We start from the raw sequence: 20,049 nt of genomic DNA on the forward strand, positions 1-20,049 counted from the left end.
TATGTGTGGAATAGTTGGAATTATAGGGTTGAATGTTGAGCTTAATCAAAAAGACTATGATCTTCTTGATGATGCGATTTATTCTCAAAATCATAGAGGTCCGGATGCCAGTTCAAGGTGGTATAACTCCAATATAGCCTTAGGACACAATCGCTTATCAATTATTGATTTGTCTACATCCTCTAATCAACCTTTTTACCGAGAAGACTTAGGATTGACTATTGTTTTTAATGGTGAGATTTATAATTATAAACTTTTGAAAAACCAACTTCAAGAAAAGGGATATCAATTTTATACTACTTCTGATACGGAGGTAATCCTAGTTGCCTACCGTGAATATGGTTCAAATGTGACACAATATTTGGAAGGCATGTTCGCTTTGGTTATTTATAATCATTTTTCCAATGAGGTTTTTATGGCTCGTGATCGTTTTGGAGAAAAACCTATTTTTTATATTGAATCTGATAACAAAATTTTGTTTGCGTCTGAATTGCTTGCTCTAAAAAAGCTATTTAATGAGAGACTTACTCTTAATCAGAATGCAGTTGTGGATTTGATGGAGAATATGTATATAAATCTTCATCATAGTATTTATGAGGAAGTTAAAGTGTTTCCTCCTGCTAGTCAATTAGTTATTAAAAACGGAAATTCTTTTTGGAGCAAATACTACCAAATTCCGACTAAAGTAGATTATTCTCCCGGTTTCACTATTTTAAAAAGTGAGGTAAGAGATCTTTTAACTGAAATCATTTCAAGGGAATTGTTTGCTGATGTCCCTGTTGCCACATTTTTAAGTTCAGGAATAGATTCTTCTGTGATTTCTGGAATTGCTAAAGAACTGAAATCAGATCTACTTGCTATAACTATGTCAACTGGTGATGAAAGTTCTGATGAGACAGAAGATGCTAAGAAGTTTGCTAAAAAATTAAAAATTCAACAGGAAATTGTAAGTGTAAATCCTGGTGCTTTAAATATCCTAGCCAAGTTGTTGAAAAACATTCAACCGCTAGCAGATGCTTCCTTGATCCCTACGCATTTGGTAACTGAGACGGTAGCTTCTCATACAAAAGTAATGCTTTCAGGTGATGGAGGAGATGAAGTCTTCGGGTCTTACAATAAGCCTAGTCTGTATTTAAAGTATGGTCAAAAAAGGATTCCTGCCGGAGGATTGGCCTTGTTTGGATTGATGGAATTTACTCACTCTTCTTTGGAAAAATACCTTTCTGATAAAAATCGAATCAAACTAAATGGCTGGGATGGGTTTTACTCTAAAACAAATCTTTCTGGCTGTTTTGATAAGGTTTTTAAGAGCGGAAGAGGCCTAAATAGAGTTTTGGAACTTTGTAGAGAAATCCGAAGTGATTATTCAAAAAATCCTGAAAAATTATCATTTGGAGTAGATATGGCTTCCCGATTGCCAGCTGATTTTTTATTTAAAGTTGACTCAGCATCTATGAAAAGTTCTTTGGAGGTAAGAGCTCCATTTTTAGATCATAGATTGGTAGACCTTTCGTTTAGAAGTGATATTAATTCCCTTATGCCCAATCGAATGGATAAAGAAATCACTAGATCCATATACAAGGATTTGGTAGGGTATGATCACCAAGGAAATAAAAAAGGATTTTCTATTCCGTATTCAAAATACCTAGTCGGAGATTGGGGAAATACCCTTGAAAAGTTTCTTGGAGAAAAATTGTCAGAGCAATTTTTAAACTTTAATTCTCAAGGAATTCTGGAGATGTTAGGAGAACATCGAAAATCACCAAGACAGTCGTTAGCCAGAATTTTATTTTCAGCACTTGTTTTGGAAATCTGGTTGAGGGTATTTCATTTAGAACAAGAATTGTCATTTTCTTTCCCCAAAAACTAAATTATGAGAGTTTGCCTTTTAATTCCTGACGGTATAGGCATTAGAAACTATTTATATTCCGATTTAATCACCGATCTGTTAAATCGTGGTAATCAGGTTATTTTGTGGCATAGTTTGGACCCCGAGTTAATAAAAGTTGCCGAAGAAAGGCTCGGCGCAACTTTTGAACAAGTTCCTTTCTCTCATCGGCCCAATGGGGTTTTTGTTCAATTGTTTAGAGAAGCAGGGCGATTTGCACGACTTCGATTAAATTCCCAAAAAGTACAGAATCCCACTATTTTATCTAATTGGACCGGAGTCTCAAATTCTTTTAAGGGCAAACTATTGAACTTCTTTGCTGTGCTGCTTGGAAAAAGTCTCCATTCCTACAATTCAATCGTTAAAATAGAATCCCTTGGATTTAAGGAAATAAAAAAATCCTCAGAGTTCCTTGAATCTCGACGGATTTTAGAGGAAATCAATCCTGACATTCTATTTTGTACTCACCAGCGTGTGTTTTCAGTCACTCCAGCAATTGAGGCGGCAAGGTCTTTGGGAATACCGACGTCAACAGCTATTTATTCTTGGGATAACCTTCCTAAAGGAAGATTGCCTTTTAGGGCAGATCAATACTTGGTTTGGAGTAACTATATGAAAGATGAACTTTTCACGTATTACCCTGAAATTGACAAATCCCAAATTATAGTTACTGGCTCTCCACAATTTGATTTTTATTTCAAGAATGGAATTATCCAAGATAGGGAGGAATTTGGCAGAAAATACAATTTGGACCTCTCAAAAGAATGGGTTTGCTTTTCGGGTTGTGATACCTTAACATCCCCGGATGATCCCAAATTTCTACGTGATGTTGCTGAAGAAACGTTTGGTATCGCCAATGTACAATTAATTTTTAGACCAGTGCCAGTAGAACCAATAGACAGATTTAATCAAGTATTAAAGGATCATCCGGAAGTAAAGTTAATTGAACCCATTTGGATTAGAGGATGTCATTGGGGAAGTTATTTTCCTCTTTACGAAGATATTGAGCTACTCGTAAACTTGGCATATCACTGCAAAGTAGTAATAAACATGGGTTCAACAATGGCCTTAGATTTTTCAACTTTTGGCAATGTCGGGCTGTATTTAAGATATGATCACCCGGGTGTAAATCCGATAAATCAAGTGGAAACCATTTATAAATTTCAACACTTTAGATCAATGGGAGATTGGGAAGCAGTTGGATTTATTTATTCAAAAAAGGAAATTTCAAGTCAATTGAAACGAGCCTTGGAAACCCCTGATTTGATCGCTCCAGACAGAAAGAAATGGTATCAGAAAATAGTTGAACCCAGTCCTGAAAATCCAGCTTCAAAAAGGATTGTAGATGCTTTAATCTCTATTGGAAGAAATTAATTCAAGCATGCATATCTGTTTTTTAACTAACGAATACCCTCGGCATGGAATAGCCCATGGCGGAATTGGGAGTTTTTTGAAAGTTTTTTGTCCCGCTTTAGTTCGTTCGGGACATAAAGTATCTGTAATTAATGGAACAACAGGTCCCAGAGAAATAATACAAATTGAAGGCGTAACAATCATTTACACACCCTTCTCGCGGACCAAGGGATTGGGATGGTATTTAAACAATAGGGCAGTTGATCGGGAAATCGAAATACTAAATAAAGAAACACCAATAGATATTTTGGAAGGTTCTGAAATGAGTTTTTCATTCGTTACCAAAAGAAAGAACATTGTATATCTCATAAGATTACATGGTGGCCACAATTTTTTTGCAGAAGGTGAGAAGAGGGAAGTGAGTAAGTGGAAATCATTTCAAGAAAAAAGATCATTTAAAAAAGCTGATTGTTTTATTGGTGTTTCTGACTACGTGGTAAAGCATACATCAAAATTCTTGCCTTTAGGTTCAAAGCCAGTTCAAGTAATAAAGAACCCCATTAATTTAACCGTTTTTGAAGAGAATGGTTTTGATAAAATAGATCCCTACAATTTGGTTTTTGCTGGAACGATTGTAGAAAAAAAGGGTATACGACAGCTTTGTGAGGCGATTCCAAAGGTTTTGAGTAAATTCCCGCAGGTAAAATTGAATGTTTATGGAAGGGATTGGAAAGATTCAAAAGGCAATTCATACCTGAAGAAACTAATGGGAACTATTCCAGATAAAGTAAAGCCACAAATTGTTTTTCATGGTCCAGTAAATCAGCAACAATTACCAGAAGTATTTAGAACAGCCCACGTTTGTGTGTTTCCATCACATGTAGAAACTCTAGGGCTTGTAGCACTTGAGGCCATGGCTACTGGTAGGGCTGTGATTTATACTAAAGAGGGACCCGGTCCTGAAGTAATAGAGGACGGAGTGTCTGGCTGGTTATGTGACCCATTCAATCCTGAGGATATTGCTGATAAAATCATTGAGGTATTATCTGATGAAAAAGAAATGAAAAGGAGAGCGTTGGAAGGATTGAAAAAGGTTAAAACTGAATTCGATATTGAAACTATTCTTGCAGATAACATTATTTTTTATCTAAAAATGATAAAATCGAATAAGTAAGGATGAGATTTTTAATCATTTCTCATGTTGTCCATAAAATTAATGGATGCCAGGTATTTGCCTACGGACCATATGTCAAAGAAATAAATCTGTGGATTAAACAAGTAGATGAGGTAGTGATTTTGGCCCCCCAAAAATCAGATTTGCTTCCAAACCCTATCGATCTCGCTTATATACATCCAAACATAAAAATAGTTCAGGCTCCTGAAATTGATGCATTAACGTGGCTTTCTAGATTAAAATTAATTTGGAATCTCCCTAAAATATTTTTTGAACTATTTATACAAATGGCTAAAGCAGATCATATTCATCTCAGGTGTCCAGGAAATATGGGGTTATTGGGTTGTCTAACTCAAATATTTTTTTCAAAAAAAGCTAAAACGGCAAAATATGCCGGAAACTGGGACCCAAGTAGTCCGCAACCTTTAACCTATCGATGGCAAAGGAACATCCTTTCAAATCAGTTTTTAACCAAAAACATGAAAGTCTTAGTTTATGGAGACTGGGGGATTGGAAATAAGAATTTATTAAGTTTTTTTACAGCTTCTTATACCGTGAATGAGATCGAAGAAACACCTTTAAGAACTTTAGATTTCCCGTTGATTTTTATTTTTGTGGGCAGCCTCCACCACGGAAAAAATCCCATGTTAAGCTGCCTTGCTACTGCAGAATTGGTTGCAAAAAGGATTGATTGCCAACTCCATCTTTATGGGGAAGGTCCCGAACGGATTAGCATTCAAAATTTCATTGATCAAAGGGATTTAAAAGCCAACATTTTTCTTCATGGCAATGTCGAGGGGCCAATTCTAAAAAAAGCTTATAAGGCCAGCCACTTTCTGCTTTTTGCATCAGATTCTGAAGGTTGGCCGAAAGCAGTTGCAGAAGCAATGTTTTGGGGCTGTGTACCGATTACAACCAGTGTATCATGTGTTCCACAAATGTTGGGAAATGGAGAGCGTGGTGAGTTGATTGATAAAGATCCTGTTCTAATGGCTTCTACAATAGAAGCCCTGTTAAACAACCCCACTATTTATTTTCAGAAGGCATCAAATGCGATGAAATGGTCAAGGGAATTCACTATTGAAAAGTTCGAAAGAGAAATCCAAAAATTATTAAAGGAATGAACAAGGGTTCGTTTCTTCAAATAGTGGACACTTTGTCAATGGGTGGTACCGAGCGAATGAGTGTCAATATTTCAGGGGTTTTGGCTGAACGGGGTTGGGAAAGTCATCTGGTCGTATCCAGGAAATCAGGAGGACTTGAGACCTTCATACCCAATGGCGTAACAGTCCATTATTTGAATAAAAAGACATTTTATGATGTATTTGCCTTTTGGAACCTATTGAAAATAACCCGAAGAGTTAATCCCAATATTGTCCATGCACATAGCACTTCTGTTTTTTGGGCAGTTTTGCTGAAGATGGTCTTAGGGAAATTTGTCTTGGTATGGCATGATCATTTTGGACTGAGTGATCAATTACGAATCTACCCAAGAAAAGAAATGATCCTTTTATCAAAATGGATCTCTAAAATAGTGGTTGTTAATCATAAACTTGAAAGTTTTTGGAAAATGACATTTTCATACAGGGAAAATGACGTCCAGTATATCCCAAATTTTCCTTGGTTAGTTCTGAACCCCGAGGGGAAATTTGAAAAATTCACCTTTTTGAATTTAGCTAATTTTAGGCCTCAAAAGGATCAGTTGAATTTACTGGAAGCTATATATCTTTTAAAAAGTGAGGGATTAAATTTTAGAACTCTTTTGGTTGGGGAATGGGTCGACCCTGAATGGGGAACAATGGTAAGAAAAAAGGCTGAAGAGCTCGATTTGGGTGATTTTGTTGAATTTGTAGGTCCAGTGAATGACATTAGTGCATATTTACAGAAATCCCATGCCGGCGTATTGAGTTCTGAATCTGAAGGCTTGCCTGTAGCTCTTTTAGAATATGGATTGGCCGCTTTGCCTGTTGTTACGACAAATGTAGGCGATTGTGAAAAGGTTATTTGCCGGGAAAATTTGGGGATAATTGTCCCAAAAAGCTCTCCAAAAGAGTTAGCAGAAGGCATGAAAAAATTTTTATTAGATTACCATAAAAGTAAAGAGCTAGGGGAAAACCTTAAAACATTTGTGGAAATGGAATTTGGGAAAGAGAAATTTCTTCAAAAATACGAGGAGCTTTTAGGTCAAAAAATCTAACGCAATAGTCCCTTGATAAAACTTATCCTCAGGTCGAAATCATTTCTTTATTGGATTCTGATCCATGTCTTTTTGGGTGGGGCTTCGCTGTTTAGCCCATTACCGATCATCGCTTGGTTTTACATATCTTTTTTCTCATCCATTTGGGTAGTCCTGCGACCGAAAACACCTCTTTCTATTTACATCGCATTTTTGACTTATCATATTTCCTTCGAGCTAATTGCTAGAATGAGTAATACCTCACCGATAATCCCCTATGAGCTAAGTAAATATTTGTTTTTACTATTGGGTTTGATCGGGATTTTCAAGTATAAGATCAACAATTTGGCGGCTTTGTTGATGATTTTGTGTTTAATTCCTTCCCTATTTTGGGATCTATCAGGTAGAGTAGTTAGGCAGGATCTTGTATTTAACCTATTAGGGCCTATCAATACAGGAATAGCAATTCTATTATTTTCAAGTCATTCAATTTCCAAGAGTATGTTGAAGAAAATAATAGGAGTAGCTATCCTTCCATTGATCTCTGTACTTTGCCATTCTTTTTTCAAAGCGCCCGATTTAGATGAAGTCGAATTTGAGTTGGGAGCAAATATGGTTACTAGCGGGGGATTTGGTTCCAATCAAGTATCAACCGGATTGGGGCTTGCTTCTTTCTTTATATTTATCTTTTGGATCAATAAGTGGAGATTTTCTGGGCATAAAGTTTTTGACACATTTCTGATGGTAGTTTTTATTCTCCAAGGACTATTAACTTTTTCAAGAGGAGGGATGGTCACAGGTTTTGTCGGAATAGTGATAGTTACTTATTTTCTCAAAAGAGCTAGTCCATCTCAAATAGTCAAATATCAACTCCCTAAGATTGGAAATTACCTTTTACCAGCGCTAGGTCTTATGATTGGTGTATTTTATCTGGTAAATGTCTTGACAAATGGGATGCTTTTTTTAAGGTATCAAGGTGAAACAAGCGGTACCTTGTCTGGTGGTAAAGAGAAGGATTTGAATTTAATTACTTCAGGAAGATTGGATATCCTAGAAGGTGACCTTGATTTATGGCTCAAGAGCCCCGTTCTGGGAGTTGGTGCAGGTGCATCAAAGTACCTCAGGGAAAAAATGAACGGTGTGGTAGCTCATGTTGAGTTTAGCCGTTTACTCGCAGAACACGGGGTTTTAGGCGCAATTTATTTCGGGATTCTTGTTTTTTTGGCCTTCAGACTACCAAGGTCTAATGCAGATCCCTCTATTGTCGCCATTGTTTGTGCATTTTATGCAGTAGGTGTTTTCACTAGTTTTCATGCTGCCATGAGAACTTTTGTTTCTCCTCTGACTATTGGACTTAGCATGGTAATGGTAAAGTCACTGGTTGCTACGAAATCCAAAAGAATGGCTGATAATATCAATCAAACTTTGGTCCAACGTTAAAGGCGATACCCTTAATGAAGATTCTTATATTTTACCAGTATTTCGGAACTCCTAATGGGGGTTGGAGCACAAGATATTATGAATTTACAAGAAGGTGGGTTAAAGAAGGACATCAAATTAGTGTAGTAACCTCCCCATATTACAAATCGGATATTAAAGCCGATGGCTTTATTTCACATCAAAGTATAGAGGGCGTTGAACTAATTGTAATTGATTCCCCTGATTCAAATAAAGATACATTCTTTAAAAGGGCCTGGAATGCTTTAAGATTTAGTGCAACAGCAACCTATTTTGCACTTACTCATCCCCACGATGTTGTAATCTCTAGTTCAGGCCCAATTACCACAGCCATTCCTGGACTATTGTCACATTGGATAAGAAAAAAACCGCTGGTATTTGAGGTGAGAGACCTATGGCCAAAAGGAGGAATTGAGCTGGGTAAACTCCGGAATCCTTTTTTGCAAAAAATCGCCCTCAAGTTCGAACAAATTGTTTATTCCTCTTCCTCCTTGGTAATTGCCTGCTCTGAAGGAATGAAATCAGGTATTAGGGAAGTCAGTCCTACCTCAGAAGTTTTGGTAATTACCAATTCATCTGACACGGAATTGTTTGGAAAAGAGTCAATAATCCCCAAATTACCAGAAAGATTTGATACTAATACCCCAATTTTTCTTTATGCGGGATCATTGGGCTTAATGGATGATTGTCGCCAAATTGTTCATGGACTAAACGTGGCTAAAAATATTACATTCCAAATGGTATTTATTGGAGATGGGGCCGAAAAGGAATATCTCATCCAATTAACAAAATCTCTTGGATTAGAAAATAAAGTTTGGTTTTTGGGATTGATTCCAAAAACAGAAGTTGTTAAATGGTTTTCGCTTGCTTCTGCAAGTTTTGTGACATTCAAAGATTTGCCGGTATTACATACCAGTTCTCCTAATAAAATGTTTGATTCTTTTGCTGCAGGAGTCCCAATTATTCAATCTACAAGAGGTTGGATAGCGGATTTGGTCCAAGAGCATGAATGTGGGATTAATGTGGATCCCTCAAAACCGGAAGAAATCGCAAAGGCCATTCATTTTTTCATCCATAATCCAGAAAAAGCCAAATTGATGGGAGAAAATGCAAGAAAACTTGCGGAAAATGAATTTAATCGGACCATTTTGGCAACAAAATTCTTGAATGGAATATTGGAGACGGTTGCATGAAAACTTTGCTTACAGGAGGAACAGGTTTTTTAGGCTTCTATCTTCTTAAACACCTAAAAGGAGAGGTTATTACTTTGGGAAGGTCCAATAGAAATACCATTTCATGTGATTTGGAAAAGCAAATTCCGGATTTACCCGAAGTAGATTTGGTAATTCACAATGCTGGTTTGGCACATCGGGTCCCAAAAAATCAGAAAGAAGAACAGAGTTTCTTTCAGACAAATCTGATAGGCACAAAAAACCTCCTTTCTGCAATGGATAAGATGATTACAAAGCCGAAATCATTCGTTTTTATTAGTACGGTGGCAGTCTACGGCCTTGAAAAAGGGGAGATGATTAACGAAAATATGAAACCTAGTCCTAATACCGCTTATGGAAAAAGTAAGCTCGAAGCTGAATATCTTCTTCAAAATTGGGCATCGGTGAATAATATGAATTTGGTCATCCTTCGACTTCCTTTAGTCGCAGGTGCAAACAATCCTCCAGGAAATCTGGGCGCAATGATTAAGGCTATCAGAAAGGGATATTACCGTAGGATTGGAGAGGCTAAGGCTAGAAAGTCCATGGTTTTAGCAGAGGATGTGGCTCAATTGATTCCTACACTTCGACCCTATTCTGGAACCTACAATTTGACAGATGGACAAAATCCCTCGGTAAAAGAACTGGAGGAGTATTTAGGAGATATTTATGGAAGAAAAATCAAACGTATATCTCAGAGGCTCTTAAGGATGGCCACATGGATAGGTAATAGAGTACCGGGATTCCCAATTAATTCCCATAGGCTTGCTAAACTTGGCGACTCCTTAACTTTCGATGATACTAAAGCAAAAAATGAAATCGGATGGAGGCCTAAACCTGTGATAGGTAACTTGGAAATTTCTCAGATTAACAAATGAATCAACCTAAATCTATACTTTTTTTAGGGGAAACATACCGCGCAGATGCCCAAACTTGGATTAAAGGCATTGAGCTCGCTTCTGGTGTGGCTATTGATACCCTCGAAGTAAAAAGTACCACCAGCCGGACTGGAAGGCTTCTTAAATTCTTTACTTTCGGTATACGAGTTCTTAAAACAAACCTTCACAAATCATATGACCTAGTCCTGGCCGAAAGAGCCACCAGTTATGGTTTTTTTTCACTTCTTGTAAATGCAAAAAAGCGAGTTGTAGCCCAGCAGGGGATTACAGATGCTTGGCCGGAAGATGGCTGGTCTGGTGTTTACAAAAGATTCCTTCAAAGAATTGTTTATCGATACGTGGATTTAATTCATGCTTGGGGTGAAGTGATGGTACCTGCTATCCTTAATTCGGGAGCTAATCCAAATAAGATTATGATATTACCCAAGGGAATTGATTTGGAAAATTATTCCCCAGGCGGAAAGAAAATTTCCAATCTTGCAATTGTCACTAGAAGCCTCACTCCGGTTTATCAACATGAAAAAATTCTTCATGCTTTGGCAATATTAAAGTCTGAAGGCGTTTATCTTCAATTGAAGATAGTTGGTGATGGACCACTTACTCCATTTTTAAAGGAAAAAACAAAGAAACTTGGTCTTGAAAATCAAGTGGAGTTTTTGGGGAGAATCCCTAATATACTACTACCAAAGTTGCTTGAAAATTCAGGATTGTACCTTTCATTCCCTAAGACTGAAGGGGTATCTGCTTCCTTATTTGAGGCCATGGCCTCAGGCTGTTTCCCAATAGTCTCAGATTTACCAGGGACCAGAGCCTTTATCAACGATAAGGAAAATGGGATTTTGGTTCCTTCTGAAGATCCTGAAGCACTTGCAAAGGCAGTTAATTTCTATTTAAATAATTCCGATTTGGCTGCACGGGCCAGAGAATACAACAGGTCTTTCGTGGAGAAACATGCTGATTTGAAAAAAAATATGAAGCAAATTTGGAATAGGTATTGTACTGTTTTTTTGGGGAATTGAATGTTGAATTTCCATAAGTGGTTGTTCTTTAAAGGTGCCAAAAAAAGAAACCCCTCAATTTTTGCGCACTTTGAAGAGTTGAAAAAGACCGAGCAATCTTCCCAATCAGAGCTTTTAAAATTAAATGAGGAAAGACTGAAGAAGATATGCTGTTTTGCTTTTCAACATAGCGATTTTTACAAAAAGCGATTTGAGGAAGCAAATTTCAACCCGTGTACTTCTTGGTCCCTAGAGGCATTTAGAAAATTAAAGCCAGTCGAGAAAAAAGAGTTGATCGAGTTTAATGAAAGTATTCATACCCCGAAATCGTTTTTTAAAAAGAGATTTTTTGTAGAAACTTCTGGGACATCAGGCGAAATTTTGACTTTTCATCGGGATGAATCTTGGGATTCATTTAATAGGGCCGCTATATGGAGAGGATATAGTTGGTTTGGAGCTAATCCTTGGGATAGAAAATTATATTTCTGGGGATATAACACTGCGCCCCTTAAAAGGATTAAACTAATCCTTATGGATTTTTTAGTTAATAGATTCAGGTTATTTGATTATGATCCTGAAAAATTAAGAAAACTTTTACCTAGACTTAAGCATGTAAAGATTATTGAAGGTTATAGCTCCATGATTTATGAGCTAGCCAACCTTATCAAAAATGATAATCCGAGCTTTGATTCCTTGAAATTGGTAAAGGGAACCTCAGAAAAGGTTTTTCCCCATTACCAAGATATCGCTCGGAGAATTTATAAAATGCCAATTGCCAATGAATACGGCTCTACTGAATCAGGAATCATTGCATTCGAATGTCCTAAGGGAAGTATGCACATAAATATGGAAGGAGTCCATGTTGAAAGAGATTCCGAAGATGGAGGCATAATCGTAACTAATCTTCAAAGTTTTTCTTTTCCAACCATCCGCTACAAATTGGGAGATGAAATTGTTTTGGCTCCATCGGAATACAAATGTGCCTGTGGAATGGAATCTCCAATTATTATGGAAGTAACAGGCAGAATTGGAAAAAAAATCTTTGGGAAAAATCAAATATATCCAAGTTTGACCCTGTATTATATTTTTAAGAATATATATTTTAATGAAAACAGGTCTATTGATTTTCAAGCTCATCAATATCAAAAAGGAAGAATGGAAATTTGGGTAAAAGAAAAAGTAACACCCGAATTAGAAAACTTAGTCTTTACGGAAGCTAAAAAATATTTTAGTGATATTGAATTGACGTTAAAAGAAAAATATGATTTTCGTCAGCAAGCAGGAAAGCTAAGGGATTTTGTTTCTCATTTAGATTAAATCAACACTAACTAATTTAAACATGTGTGGCATAGCAGGAATTATCCATAAAAAGTCCCAAAGTATCACAGAGGATTTGTTGGATAGTATGGGAGAAAGTATCTCCCACAGAGGTCCTGATGCTTCGGGAAAGTTCCTGCAGGATAATCTCGGACTGGTTCATAGAAGATTGTCAATTTTGGACCTTACTGAAGCAGGTAATCAACCCTATTTTTCCCCTGATGGAAAGTATGTTTTAGTGTTTAACGGCGAAATTTTTAATTTCCAAGAATTTTTGCCTGAACTATCTTCAAAAGGGTATATTTTTAAATCCCATTCTGATACAGAAGTACTCCTGTACCTGTTAATTGAGTACGGTATGGGAGTTTTAGAGAGACTTAATGGTTTTTTTGCATTTGCTCTATTTAACAAATCTTCAAAAGAATTACTATTAGCTCGGGATAGATTTGGAGTCAAACCCTTGTTCTATGCTCAGAATGAAGAAGTATTCGTATTTGGAAGTGAACCAAAGGCAATTTTTGGATCTGGATTTGCAAAACAAATAAATTCTGCAGCATTAAACGAACTATTCTTCTATCGTTATGTCTCTGGAGAGAATACAGTTTTTAAATCAGTGATGCGGCTTCTTCCAGGTCATTGGATGAGAATTTCCCCTGAAGGAAAAATCCTAGAAAATTATCGGTGGTTTTCGTTAAAATCAGCTGCGCTTTCTTTTCCTAAAATATCTAATCCATTGGATTGGTTCGAAGAAACATTCCATAAATCTATCCGATACAGAATGATATCTGACGTTCCCGTAGGTACTTTGTTGAGTGGTGGATTAGACTCTAGTTCAGTGCTTTACAGTCAGTCTGCTCAGGGATTTCGAGGCTTAAGTTCTTGGAATATTTCTTTTTCCAATTATCAACACGATGAATCGGATGTTGCCAAAAGATTCTCAGAAAACTTAGGTGTTGATTTTAATTCCCACGAATTCAGAGGTGAAAATTTGATGGGGCTCGTAAAAGAAGCAATAAATTACCACGATGAACCCCTAATGCACCTTCAGGATGGTCACATATTGGGGATTTCCAAGAAAGCAAAAGAGAAAGTAACTGTTTTGTTAAGTGGTGAAGGGGCTGATGAGATCATGGGAGGCTATGTTCGGTACAAAGTTCATGACAAGGCATGGAGATATCAACTCCTTCAAGGTCTCAGGTATATCCCTGAAAAATATCTGAAACAGGACAGAATGAAAAAAATGAAAAGATACCTTGCCGAAGGTAATCAAGATTTTCAGATGATGTCCAATAGTAATGAAACCTTTCTCTCTGATTTTAAGATTTACGGGGGGCTAGGAGGGGAATTGGAAGTTCCATACCGCAGAGAAATATTAGATGAAGCCAAGTCCTTGTATCCAAATAATCGACTAAGACAACTTCTCTATCTCGAACAGCATACCCATCTTTTTACCTTGAATGATCGAAATGATCGGACTACCATGGGGGCCTCAATTGAGTGTAGAGATCCTTTTCTTGATCCAAATTTAGTTATTGGAGTGGCCAGTCTTTCAGATTCGTGGTTTGATACCAGAGGAAAAGGAAAAAAGCTGTTGTTTGACTCCTTGGGGAAACATTTACCCGATTATATTACCAAGCATCCTAAAATAGGCTTGTCAGTTCCCTGGAATGAATATTTTCTTCGACAAGATGAATTCTTAACTCATTTTCATACCATCCAGAATAGTCCGATCTTAGAATACGATACGTTCCAAAAACTTCAGGTTCCCAAAATTCTTAAAGATTTCCGACAGGATGGAAAAACAAACTATGGCTTAGTCAGACAGCTGTTTTTTTTGACTCTTTGGTTTAAAATCCAATTTGAAAATCCATAATGCAAAAATTGAAAGTTTATTTTCCTCAGCTTTCTAATCAAAAAAGTATACTTTTCGAAATTGCTGAGAGGGCTTCAGATGATTCCTTAGTTCTCTCTGAATTGGGTGAAGAAAATTTTTTACAAGTAGATGATCCCAAAGATGCAGATTGGATTTTAATTCCAGTATTTCTAACAGATTTAGTATCTGACGAAGGAAGAAATTTTATTCGAAAATGGCATGATTTGGCACTAAAATTTAGGAAGCCATTTGGACTTTTTTCTAATTCCGATCTGGTAATTGATCCGAAAGTTGAGCATTATTTCCTATTCACTCCAGGAAGTTATGCCTCAGAAGCCAACATGATAGAGCTTCCCGCATTCCTGTCCCAGGACCCCTTAAAGTTATACTTCCAAGGGCTTATATGTCCAATCCAAAAATCTGTAAAACCCACGCTCGGTTTTTGTGGACAAGCTACTTCAAATGGACTGAAAACGCTGAAAGATTATTTCCAAATTCAAGGCCTGAGACTCAACAAGAAATGGGGTAAATCCAACCTTCTTAAAGTTCCCTTTTTTCTTCCCGCTTTTGAGAGATATAAATTATTGAGCTACTTGGAAGAATCTGATTTGATCGATACTGATTTTATCTACAGGACAAAATATAGAGCGGGCGCACAGACCGCCTTGGAAAAAACGAAAGTAGAAAAAGAATTCTACCAAAATATAAGAAATAATCTTTTTACAGTTTGTCTAAGGGGAATGGGAAACTATTCAGTGAGATTTTTCCAAACTTTAGCCATGGGAAGAATCCCCATATTAATCGATACGGATTCAAAAATTCCTTTCCGAAGATTTATCAAAGAATCTGAATTTTATATTTCGATACCCTATGAAAAAAGGAATTCCATTGATGAGGCCATAAGTCAATTTTTTCGGGACAAAACATCGGATGAATTGGAGGATTGGCAAAGAAGATGTAGAAAAGTTTGGGAAGATTATTATCAAAAGGATCATTTAATGAAGTTTCTTTCCATGGAAATGGATCAAATTCTTAAGGAAAGTTTTATGATACCATAAAATCTTTCTTCCTTTTCCCAGTGATTTGTTCCTGAATTGCTATTTTCCTATTCATCCTTATTGGGATATAAGGAACATTGTAGGCAGTATTTCTATGTAATCAAAATCCTAAATTAGTATCAAACTTTTTGGTTGTTAAGTATTATTAGAAAATTTTAAAATAGAATTGGTTAATTATGATACGGGGAAATCATAGCTTCTTATTTTGGAGAATTCAAGTTTCATTCTTAGTTTAATTTGGATAATCAATTCATGTAAAGTTTGGAGAATCCATAAATATTCGACCAAATGGAAATAATCATGAGTATTTAATTGTTTTGTTTGATGGAAATAGAGATCCCTGTTTGGACCACACACCATAATCAATTTCTTTATAGCTTTTCTACCTATGCAGAGAAGATGAAGATTAAGTTATATATTAGACTTAATACAGATATTCATCTGAACGGCGCAATTCTTTACTATAATCAGAAAGTTATTTTTTTCGATTATTCTGATGATAGATCTCTAATTGATTCACCTTTAGCTTATGATGCTTACTTTAAAAGGTCTTTAGATCCAATTGATAGTAAGAAATTTGGAAATATCTTTCCATTGAATTTTCATATCAATATTGCAGGTAATCCCTTTCGACTAATGTCTCAAATGGATCCTGCCATTTTTTTTAAGAAAGGATCGTTGGTAGAATTCCTAAGGGCATCAGATACTTTTGGCTGGTTTGCCAATGAATATCATGGAAGTATACATATCAATAGGTTTAAGAGAAAAAATGATTCAGGAGGAAGGGTTATTTTTATGACTAGACTTTGGGACCCTGCTAGAAATGATGACCCAGCTGAGAAGGAAAGGAGAAGAATACAAAATGAATTCCGAACCAATGCATGTAGAATAATTAAAAAGCATTTCCCTGACTCAGTGGTTGGTCTATTTCCGGATGAATTTGCGATAAGGACTAGTAATGATGTACTACTTGATATTCGAGCCACAAAAAAGAAAGATTACCTGAAAATTCTTTCAGAATGTGATATAGGGGTAGCAGATGATGGACTCAAAGATACTCCGGGATGGAAAATCGGGGAATACGCTTTATGTGGTAAAGCGATTGTAAGTACTCCGATTACTATTCATATGGAAGATTTTCGTGAAGATGTAAATTTTCTCTCGACGAATCACAGAGAAAATTATTCAATAATTCCGGATTTAATTAGTGTCTTAAAAAAGAATAATTTTTATAAGGAAATTCAACAAAATAACAGAGATTGGAGTAGCCGATTTCTTGACCCTTTTTGCTATGTTGAGCATATCCTCTCTAATATATGAAGAGTGGTAAGTTAGGCCTGAATGTAATCCCCTTAGAATATCTAAAACTATATTAGGCCCTGACCTACTTGATTTATTTTCTTAATCCAACACATTAAATGGAGCAAATTAATTTATTTAATATTCCTAATTATTATTCTAGCTTTTACCATTTAGGATTGAGTTTGGAGAAAAGTTTGCGTTTTTCCCCTAAGGAAGAATTTGCCCATTTAAATGGGAGACCATTCTTGGTTTTTGAGTATAAAGGGAGAATCGTTGTAATTGATAATGACGACCCTGTAGGAATTGATAAAAAATCCTACGACCAAGCTGATTTATACTTCGCAACCAATAAGTTGTTAAATAAAGCGGAGTATAATTGGCCAAAGGTTCATTCTATATATCCTCACTATCCTATTGACAATTCATGGGATTTTCTAAAAACCTTTGGGTTAAAAGGGATCTTGAAAACGGATCCTCGGAATTTTTTAAAACAGTGGTATACACTTTATCAGAGGCCCGGATTTGAAAACAGACCTGTTCGTAGGTTAGAAGGGAATTATGTGTTTTTCGCTGGAAGTATTTGGAAAAAAGAATCTTGGGCTAATAAGGTACGTGTAGATTTTATTCATGCGTGCAGATCTAATCCCTTAATTGATTTTGAGGGAGGTATGAATCCAAGGTCGGATGGGGATCTTTGTGGTGTACCTCCTTCTGTAATTGACAAAAGATACACTCCAGATGTTTTTGCTCAAAAGTCATCAAGATCAATAATTGGATTTATCAATCCAGCTGTCCTCGAAGCAGTAAGCTGGAGACTGGCAGAGTACTGGAATTATAATTGCTTTGTCATTGGGTTTCCTTTTAAAATAGACCTGCCCACTCTTCCGGAACATGGAAAACATATCCACTATATTCAAGATTCGGGAGAACTTCCTGAGCTCTTGAATTATGTATTGAAAAATAGAAATTACCTGGATAAAATTGCTTTAGGCGGTAAGGAATATTTTCAAGATAATTGTTTGCCCGGTGTACAAGCAAGGAGAATTTTGTCCATGATTTAACTAAAACAGAACCAATAAAAAAATATGAACCACCCAGAATTCGAAATAGCTGGAAGAAAAGTTGGATATCATTATCCACCTCTGGTAATAGCTGAAATAGGCATCAATCACGAAGGATCTCTGGAAGTAGCTAAATCCATGGTGGATGCTGCTTTTAGGGCCGGTGCAGAAGTAGTCAAACATCAAACCCATATCGTGGAAGATGAAATGTCTGGAGCTGCAAAAAAGACCATTCCTGGAAATGCTAATGTTTCGATTTATGAAATCATGGAAAGATGTGCGTTAAATGAACAGGATGAATTGGAATTGAAAAACTATGTGGAGAGCAAGGGAATGATTTTTATTTCAACCCCATTTTCAAGAGCAGCTGCAGATCGGTTGATCAAATGGGATGTTCCTGCTTTTAAAATAGGATCCGGTGAATGTAATAATTATCCGCTTTTGGAACATATCGCATCCTTTGGCAAACCTATCATCATGAGCACAGGGATGAATACAATTGAAAGTATTCGGAAAGCAGTGGCCATTTTTGAGCATAAAAATGTTCCCTATGGCTTACTCCATACGACCAATCTATATCCTACCCCCGATCATCTTGTAAGACTTGGAGCTATGGTTGAAGTTCAGGAAAATTTCCCCAATGCAGTAGTTGGCTTGAGTGATCATACCTTGTCAAATCATGCCTGTTTTGGTGCTGTTGCGTTGGGAGCTTCTATATTGGAGCGTCATTTTACAGATCATATGGATCGGCCCGGGCCGGATATCGTTTGTTCTATGGATGAAACAGCTTGCAGAGAATTGATTGAAGGTGCTAAGATTCTTCAAAAGCAACGAGGAGGAAAAAAAGGTCCGGCTGAGGAAGAAAAAGTGACTATTGATTTTGCCTTTGCAACCATTTGTACAATTAAACCCATCACGAAAGGGGAAAAGTTCACCAAAGACAACATCTGGGTTAAAAGACCTGGAAAAGGCGGGATTCTTGCAGAGCATTTTCCAGATGTATTGGGTAAAAGAGCTTCAGGAAATCTGGAATCAGATGTTCAACTAATTTGGGATGACATTGACTAAGAAAAAACTGGTATTCCTTACTGGTACACGAGCCGATTTTGGTAAGCTGAAGTCACTTATTGAAATATCCAAGGACAGAGATGAGTTTGAAGTTTTTGTCTTTGTGACCGGAATGCACTTGCTTCAAGAATACGGCTATACCCTTTTGGAAGTCGAGAAATGTGGCTACAAAAATATTCATGCATTTCCTAACCACACTGATGAAAAAACCATGGACCTAAGTTTGGCAAAGACCATTCAGGGTTTTTCTTCCTTCATAAAGGAAATTAACCCAGATTTGATTGTTGTCCATGGCGATAGAATTGAGGCAATGGCAGGAGCAATAGTCGGTGCTCTTAACAATATTCTGGTCGCTCATGTCGAGGGTGGGGAGTTGTCAGGAACCATCGATGAATTGATCAGACACTCAGTTTCCAAAATGTCTCATATTCATTTTGTTTCCAATCAAAAAGCAAAGGAAAGATTGGTTCAAATGGGAGAATTACCTGAATCTATCTTCGTCATCGGTTCTCCTGATGTGGATTTGATGTTGTCTCCCAATCTCCCGGATATTCATCATGTCAAAGCGTATTATCAGATAAACTTTGAATCCTATGCGGTGGCGATGTTCCATCCAGTAACAACCGAATATAAGTCAATGGCAGAATATGCCAAAAATTTTGTTGATGCCTTGATTGAAAGCGAAAAAGAATATGTGGTAATTTATCCAAACAATGATCTTGGGAGTAAATTCATTTTAAAGGAATACGAAAGACTTTTAGAATATGATAAGTTTAGGATTTTCCCTTCTATCAGATTTGAATATTTCCTTACCCTTTTGAAAAATGCCCAATTTATGGTAGGGAATTCAAGTGCAGGTATTCGTGAGGCCCCTTATTATGGGATCCCAGTGGTAAACATTGGGACAAGACAGCTGAATAGGGCGCTCCATGAAGACATCTTAAATTGCGGATATCAGAAAGATGAAATTTTAGCCTTGATCCACCTCGCAGCAAACAGCTCATTCCCTAAAGAAGATCTTTTCGGAGCAGGCAACAGCGACACACAATTCTTGGAATCAATGCTGACCAGATCATTTTGGGAAATTAGTTGCCAAAAACAGTTTATTGATAAAGCATTTAACTGATTTTGGATTTGGCCAATGGAATTTTCATGTATTTTGAAACTTCCATTGGCTTTTTTTATTACAGAAATCAGAATTAAGATAAATTGG

General features: G+C 36.7%; 16 protein-coding genes. All 16 read left to right on the forward strand.

The features are described 5' to 3' along the window. The first annotated feature begins 1 nt into the window (after position 1). The 16 genes from asnB (CLV31_RS17620) to neuC all read left to right on the forward strand — a co-directional run bounded on the left by asnB (CLV31_RS17620) (position 2) and on the right by neuC (position 19,962). Entirely contained in the window at positions 2–1,870 is a 1,869-nt protein-coding gene (asnB, locus tag CLV31_RS17620) for an asparagine synthase (glutamine-hydrolyzing) (protein ID WP_111394389.1), read from the forward strand. 3 nt (positions 1,871–1,873) lie between these two features. Then, entirely contained in the window at positions 1,874–3,262 is a 1,389-nt protein-coding gene (locus CLV31_RS17625) for a glycosyltransferase family protein (RefSeq protein WP_111394390.1), read from the forward strand. Positions 3,263–3,269: 7 nt separating this feature from the next. Further along, a complete protein-coding gene (locus tag CLV31_RS17630) occupies positions 3,270–4,415 on the forward strand; it encodes a glycosyltransferase family 4 protein (protein WP_111394391.1) in 1,146 nt (381 codons plus the stop codon). Positions 4,416–4,417: 2 nt separating this feature from the next. After that, on the forward strand, positions 4,418–5,539 hold the full coding sequence (locus CLV31_RS17635) for a glycosyltransferase family 4 protein (RefSeq protein WP_111394392.1): 1,122 nt from the start codon (positions 4,418–4,420) through the stop codon (positions 5,537–5,539). Continuing rightward, on the forward strand, positions 5,536–6,612 hold the full coding sequence (locus CLV31_RS17640) for a glycosyltransferase (protein ID WP_111394393.1): 1,077 nt from the start codon (positions 5,536–5,538) through the stop codon (positions 6,610–6,612). The genes CLV31_RS17635 and CLV31_RS17640 overlap by 4 nt, the downstream gene beginning before the upstream one ends. Before the next feature lie 228 nt (positions 6,613–6,840). Further along, the gene (locus tag CLV31_RS17645) at positions 6,841–8,031 is read left to right on the forward strand and encodes an O-antigen ligase family protein (protein WP_111394394.1); all 1,191 of its coding nucleotides are present in this window, start codon (positions 6,841–6,843) and stop codon (positions 8,029–8,031) included. A gap of 14 nt (positions 8,032–8,045) precedes the next feature. Next, positions 8,046–9,242, forward strand: coding sequence for a glycosyltransferase family 4 protein (locus tag CLV31_RS17650; protein ID WP_111394395.1), 1,197 nt, complete (start codon positions 8,046–8,048; stop codon positions 9,240–9,242). Then, a complete protein-coding gene (locus tag CLV31_RS17655; RefSeq protein WP_111394396.1) occupies positions 9,239–10,138 on the forward strand; it encodes an NAD-dependent epimerase/dehydratase family protein in 900 nt (299 codons plus the stop codon). The genes CLV31_RS17650 and CLV31_RS17655 overlap by 4 nt, the downstream gene beginning before the upstream one ends. Further along, complete coding sequence (locus CLV31_RS17660) at positions 10,135–11,178, forward strand: glycosyltransferase family 4 protein (protein WP_111394397.1); 1,044 nt, start codon at positions 10,135–10,137, stop codon at positions 11,176–11,178. The genes CLV31_RS17655 and CLV31_RS17660 overlap by 4 nt, the downstream gene beginning before the upstream one ends. Next, complete coding sequence (locus CLV31_RS17665; RefSeq protein WP_111394398.1) at positions 11,179–12,474, forward strand: phenylacetate--CoA ligase family protein; 1,296 nt, start codon at positions 11,179–11,181, stop codon at positions 12,472–12,474. A 22-nt stretch (positions 12,475–12,496) separates the two neighbouring features. Continuing rightward, positions 12,497–14,347, forward strand: a complete 1,851-nt coding sequence (asnB, locus tag CLV31_RS17670; protein ID WP_111394399.1) for an asparagine synthase (glutamine-hydrolyzing) — start codon at positions 12,497–12,499, stop codon at positions 14,345–14,347. Continuing rightward, positions 14,347–15,405, forward strand: coding sequence for a hypothetical protein (locus CLV31_RS17675; RefSeq protein WP_111394400.1), 1,059 nt, complete (start codon positions 14,347–14,349; stop codon positions 15,403–15,405). The genes asnB (CLV31_RS17670) and CLV31_RS17675 overlap by 1 nt, the downstream gene beginning before the upstream one ends. A gap of 324 nt (positions 15,406–15,729) precedes the next feature. Continuing rightward, complete coding sequence (locus CLV31_RS17680) at positions 15,730–16,725, forward strand: hypothetical protein (protein ID WP_111394401.1); 996 nt, start codon at positions 15,730–15,732, stop codon at positions 16,723–16,725. 98 nt (positions 16,726–16,823) lie between these two features. After that, positions 16,824–17,768 carry a glycosyltransferase gene (locus CLV31_RS17685; protein WP_111394402.1) on the forward strand — a complete coding sequence of 315 codons (945 nt, stop codon included), beginning with the start codon at positions 16,824–16,826 and terminating at the stop codon, positions 17,766–17,768. Between the two features lie 24 nt (positions 17,769–17,792). Then, complete coding sequence (locus CLV31_RS17690) at positions 17,793–18,836, forward strand: N-acetylneuraminate synthase family protein (protein WP_111394403.1); 1,044 nt, start codon at positions 17,793–17,795, stop codon at positions 18,834–18,836. Continuing rightward, positions 18,823–19,962 carry a UDP-N-acetylglucosamine 2-epimerase gene (gene neuC, locus CLV31_RS17695; protein WP_111394404.1) on the forward strand — a complete coding sequence of 380 codons (1,140 nt, stop codon included), beginning with the start codon at positions 18,823–18,825 and terminating at the stop codon, positions 19,960–19,962. The genes CLV31_RS17690 and neuC overlap by 14 nt, the downstream gene beginning before the upstream one ends. The last annotated feature ends 87 nt before the right edge of the window (positions 19,963–20,049 follow it).

The sequence above is a fragment of the Algoriphagus aquaeductus genome (assembly GCF_003253485.1).
Lineage (GTDB): Bacteria > Bacteroidota > Bacteroidia > Cytophagales > Cyclobacteriaceae > Algoriphagus > Algoriphagus aquaeductus.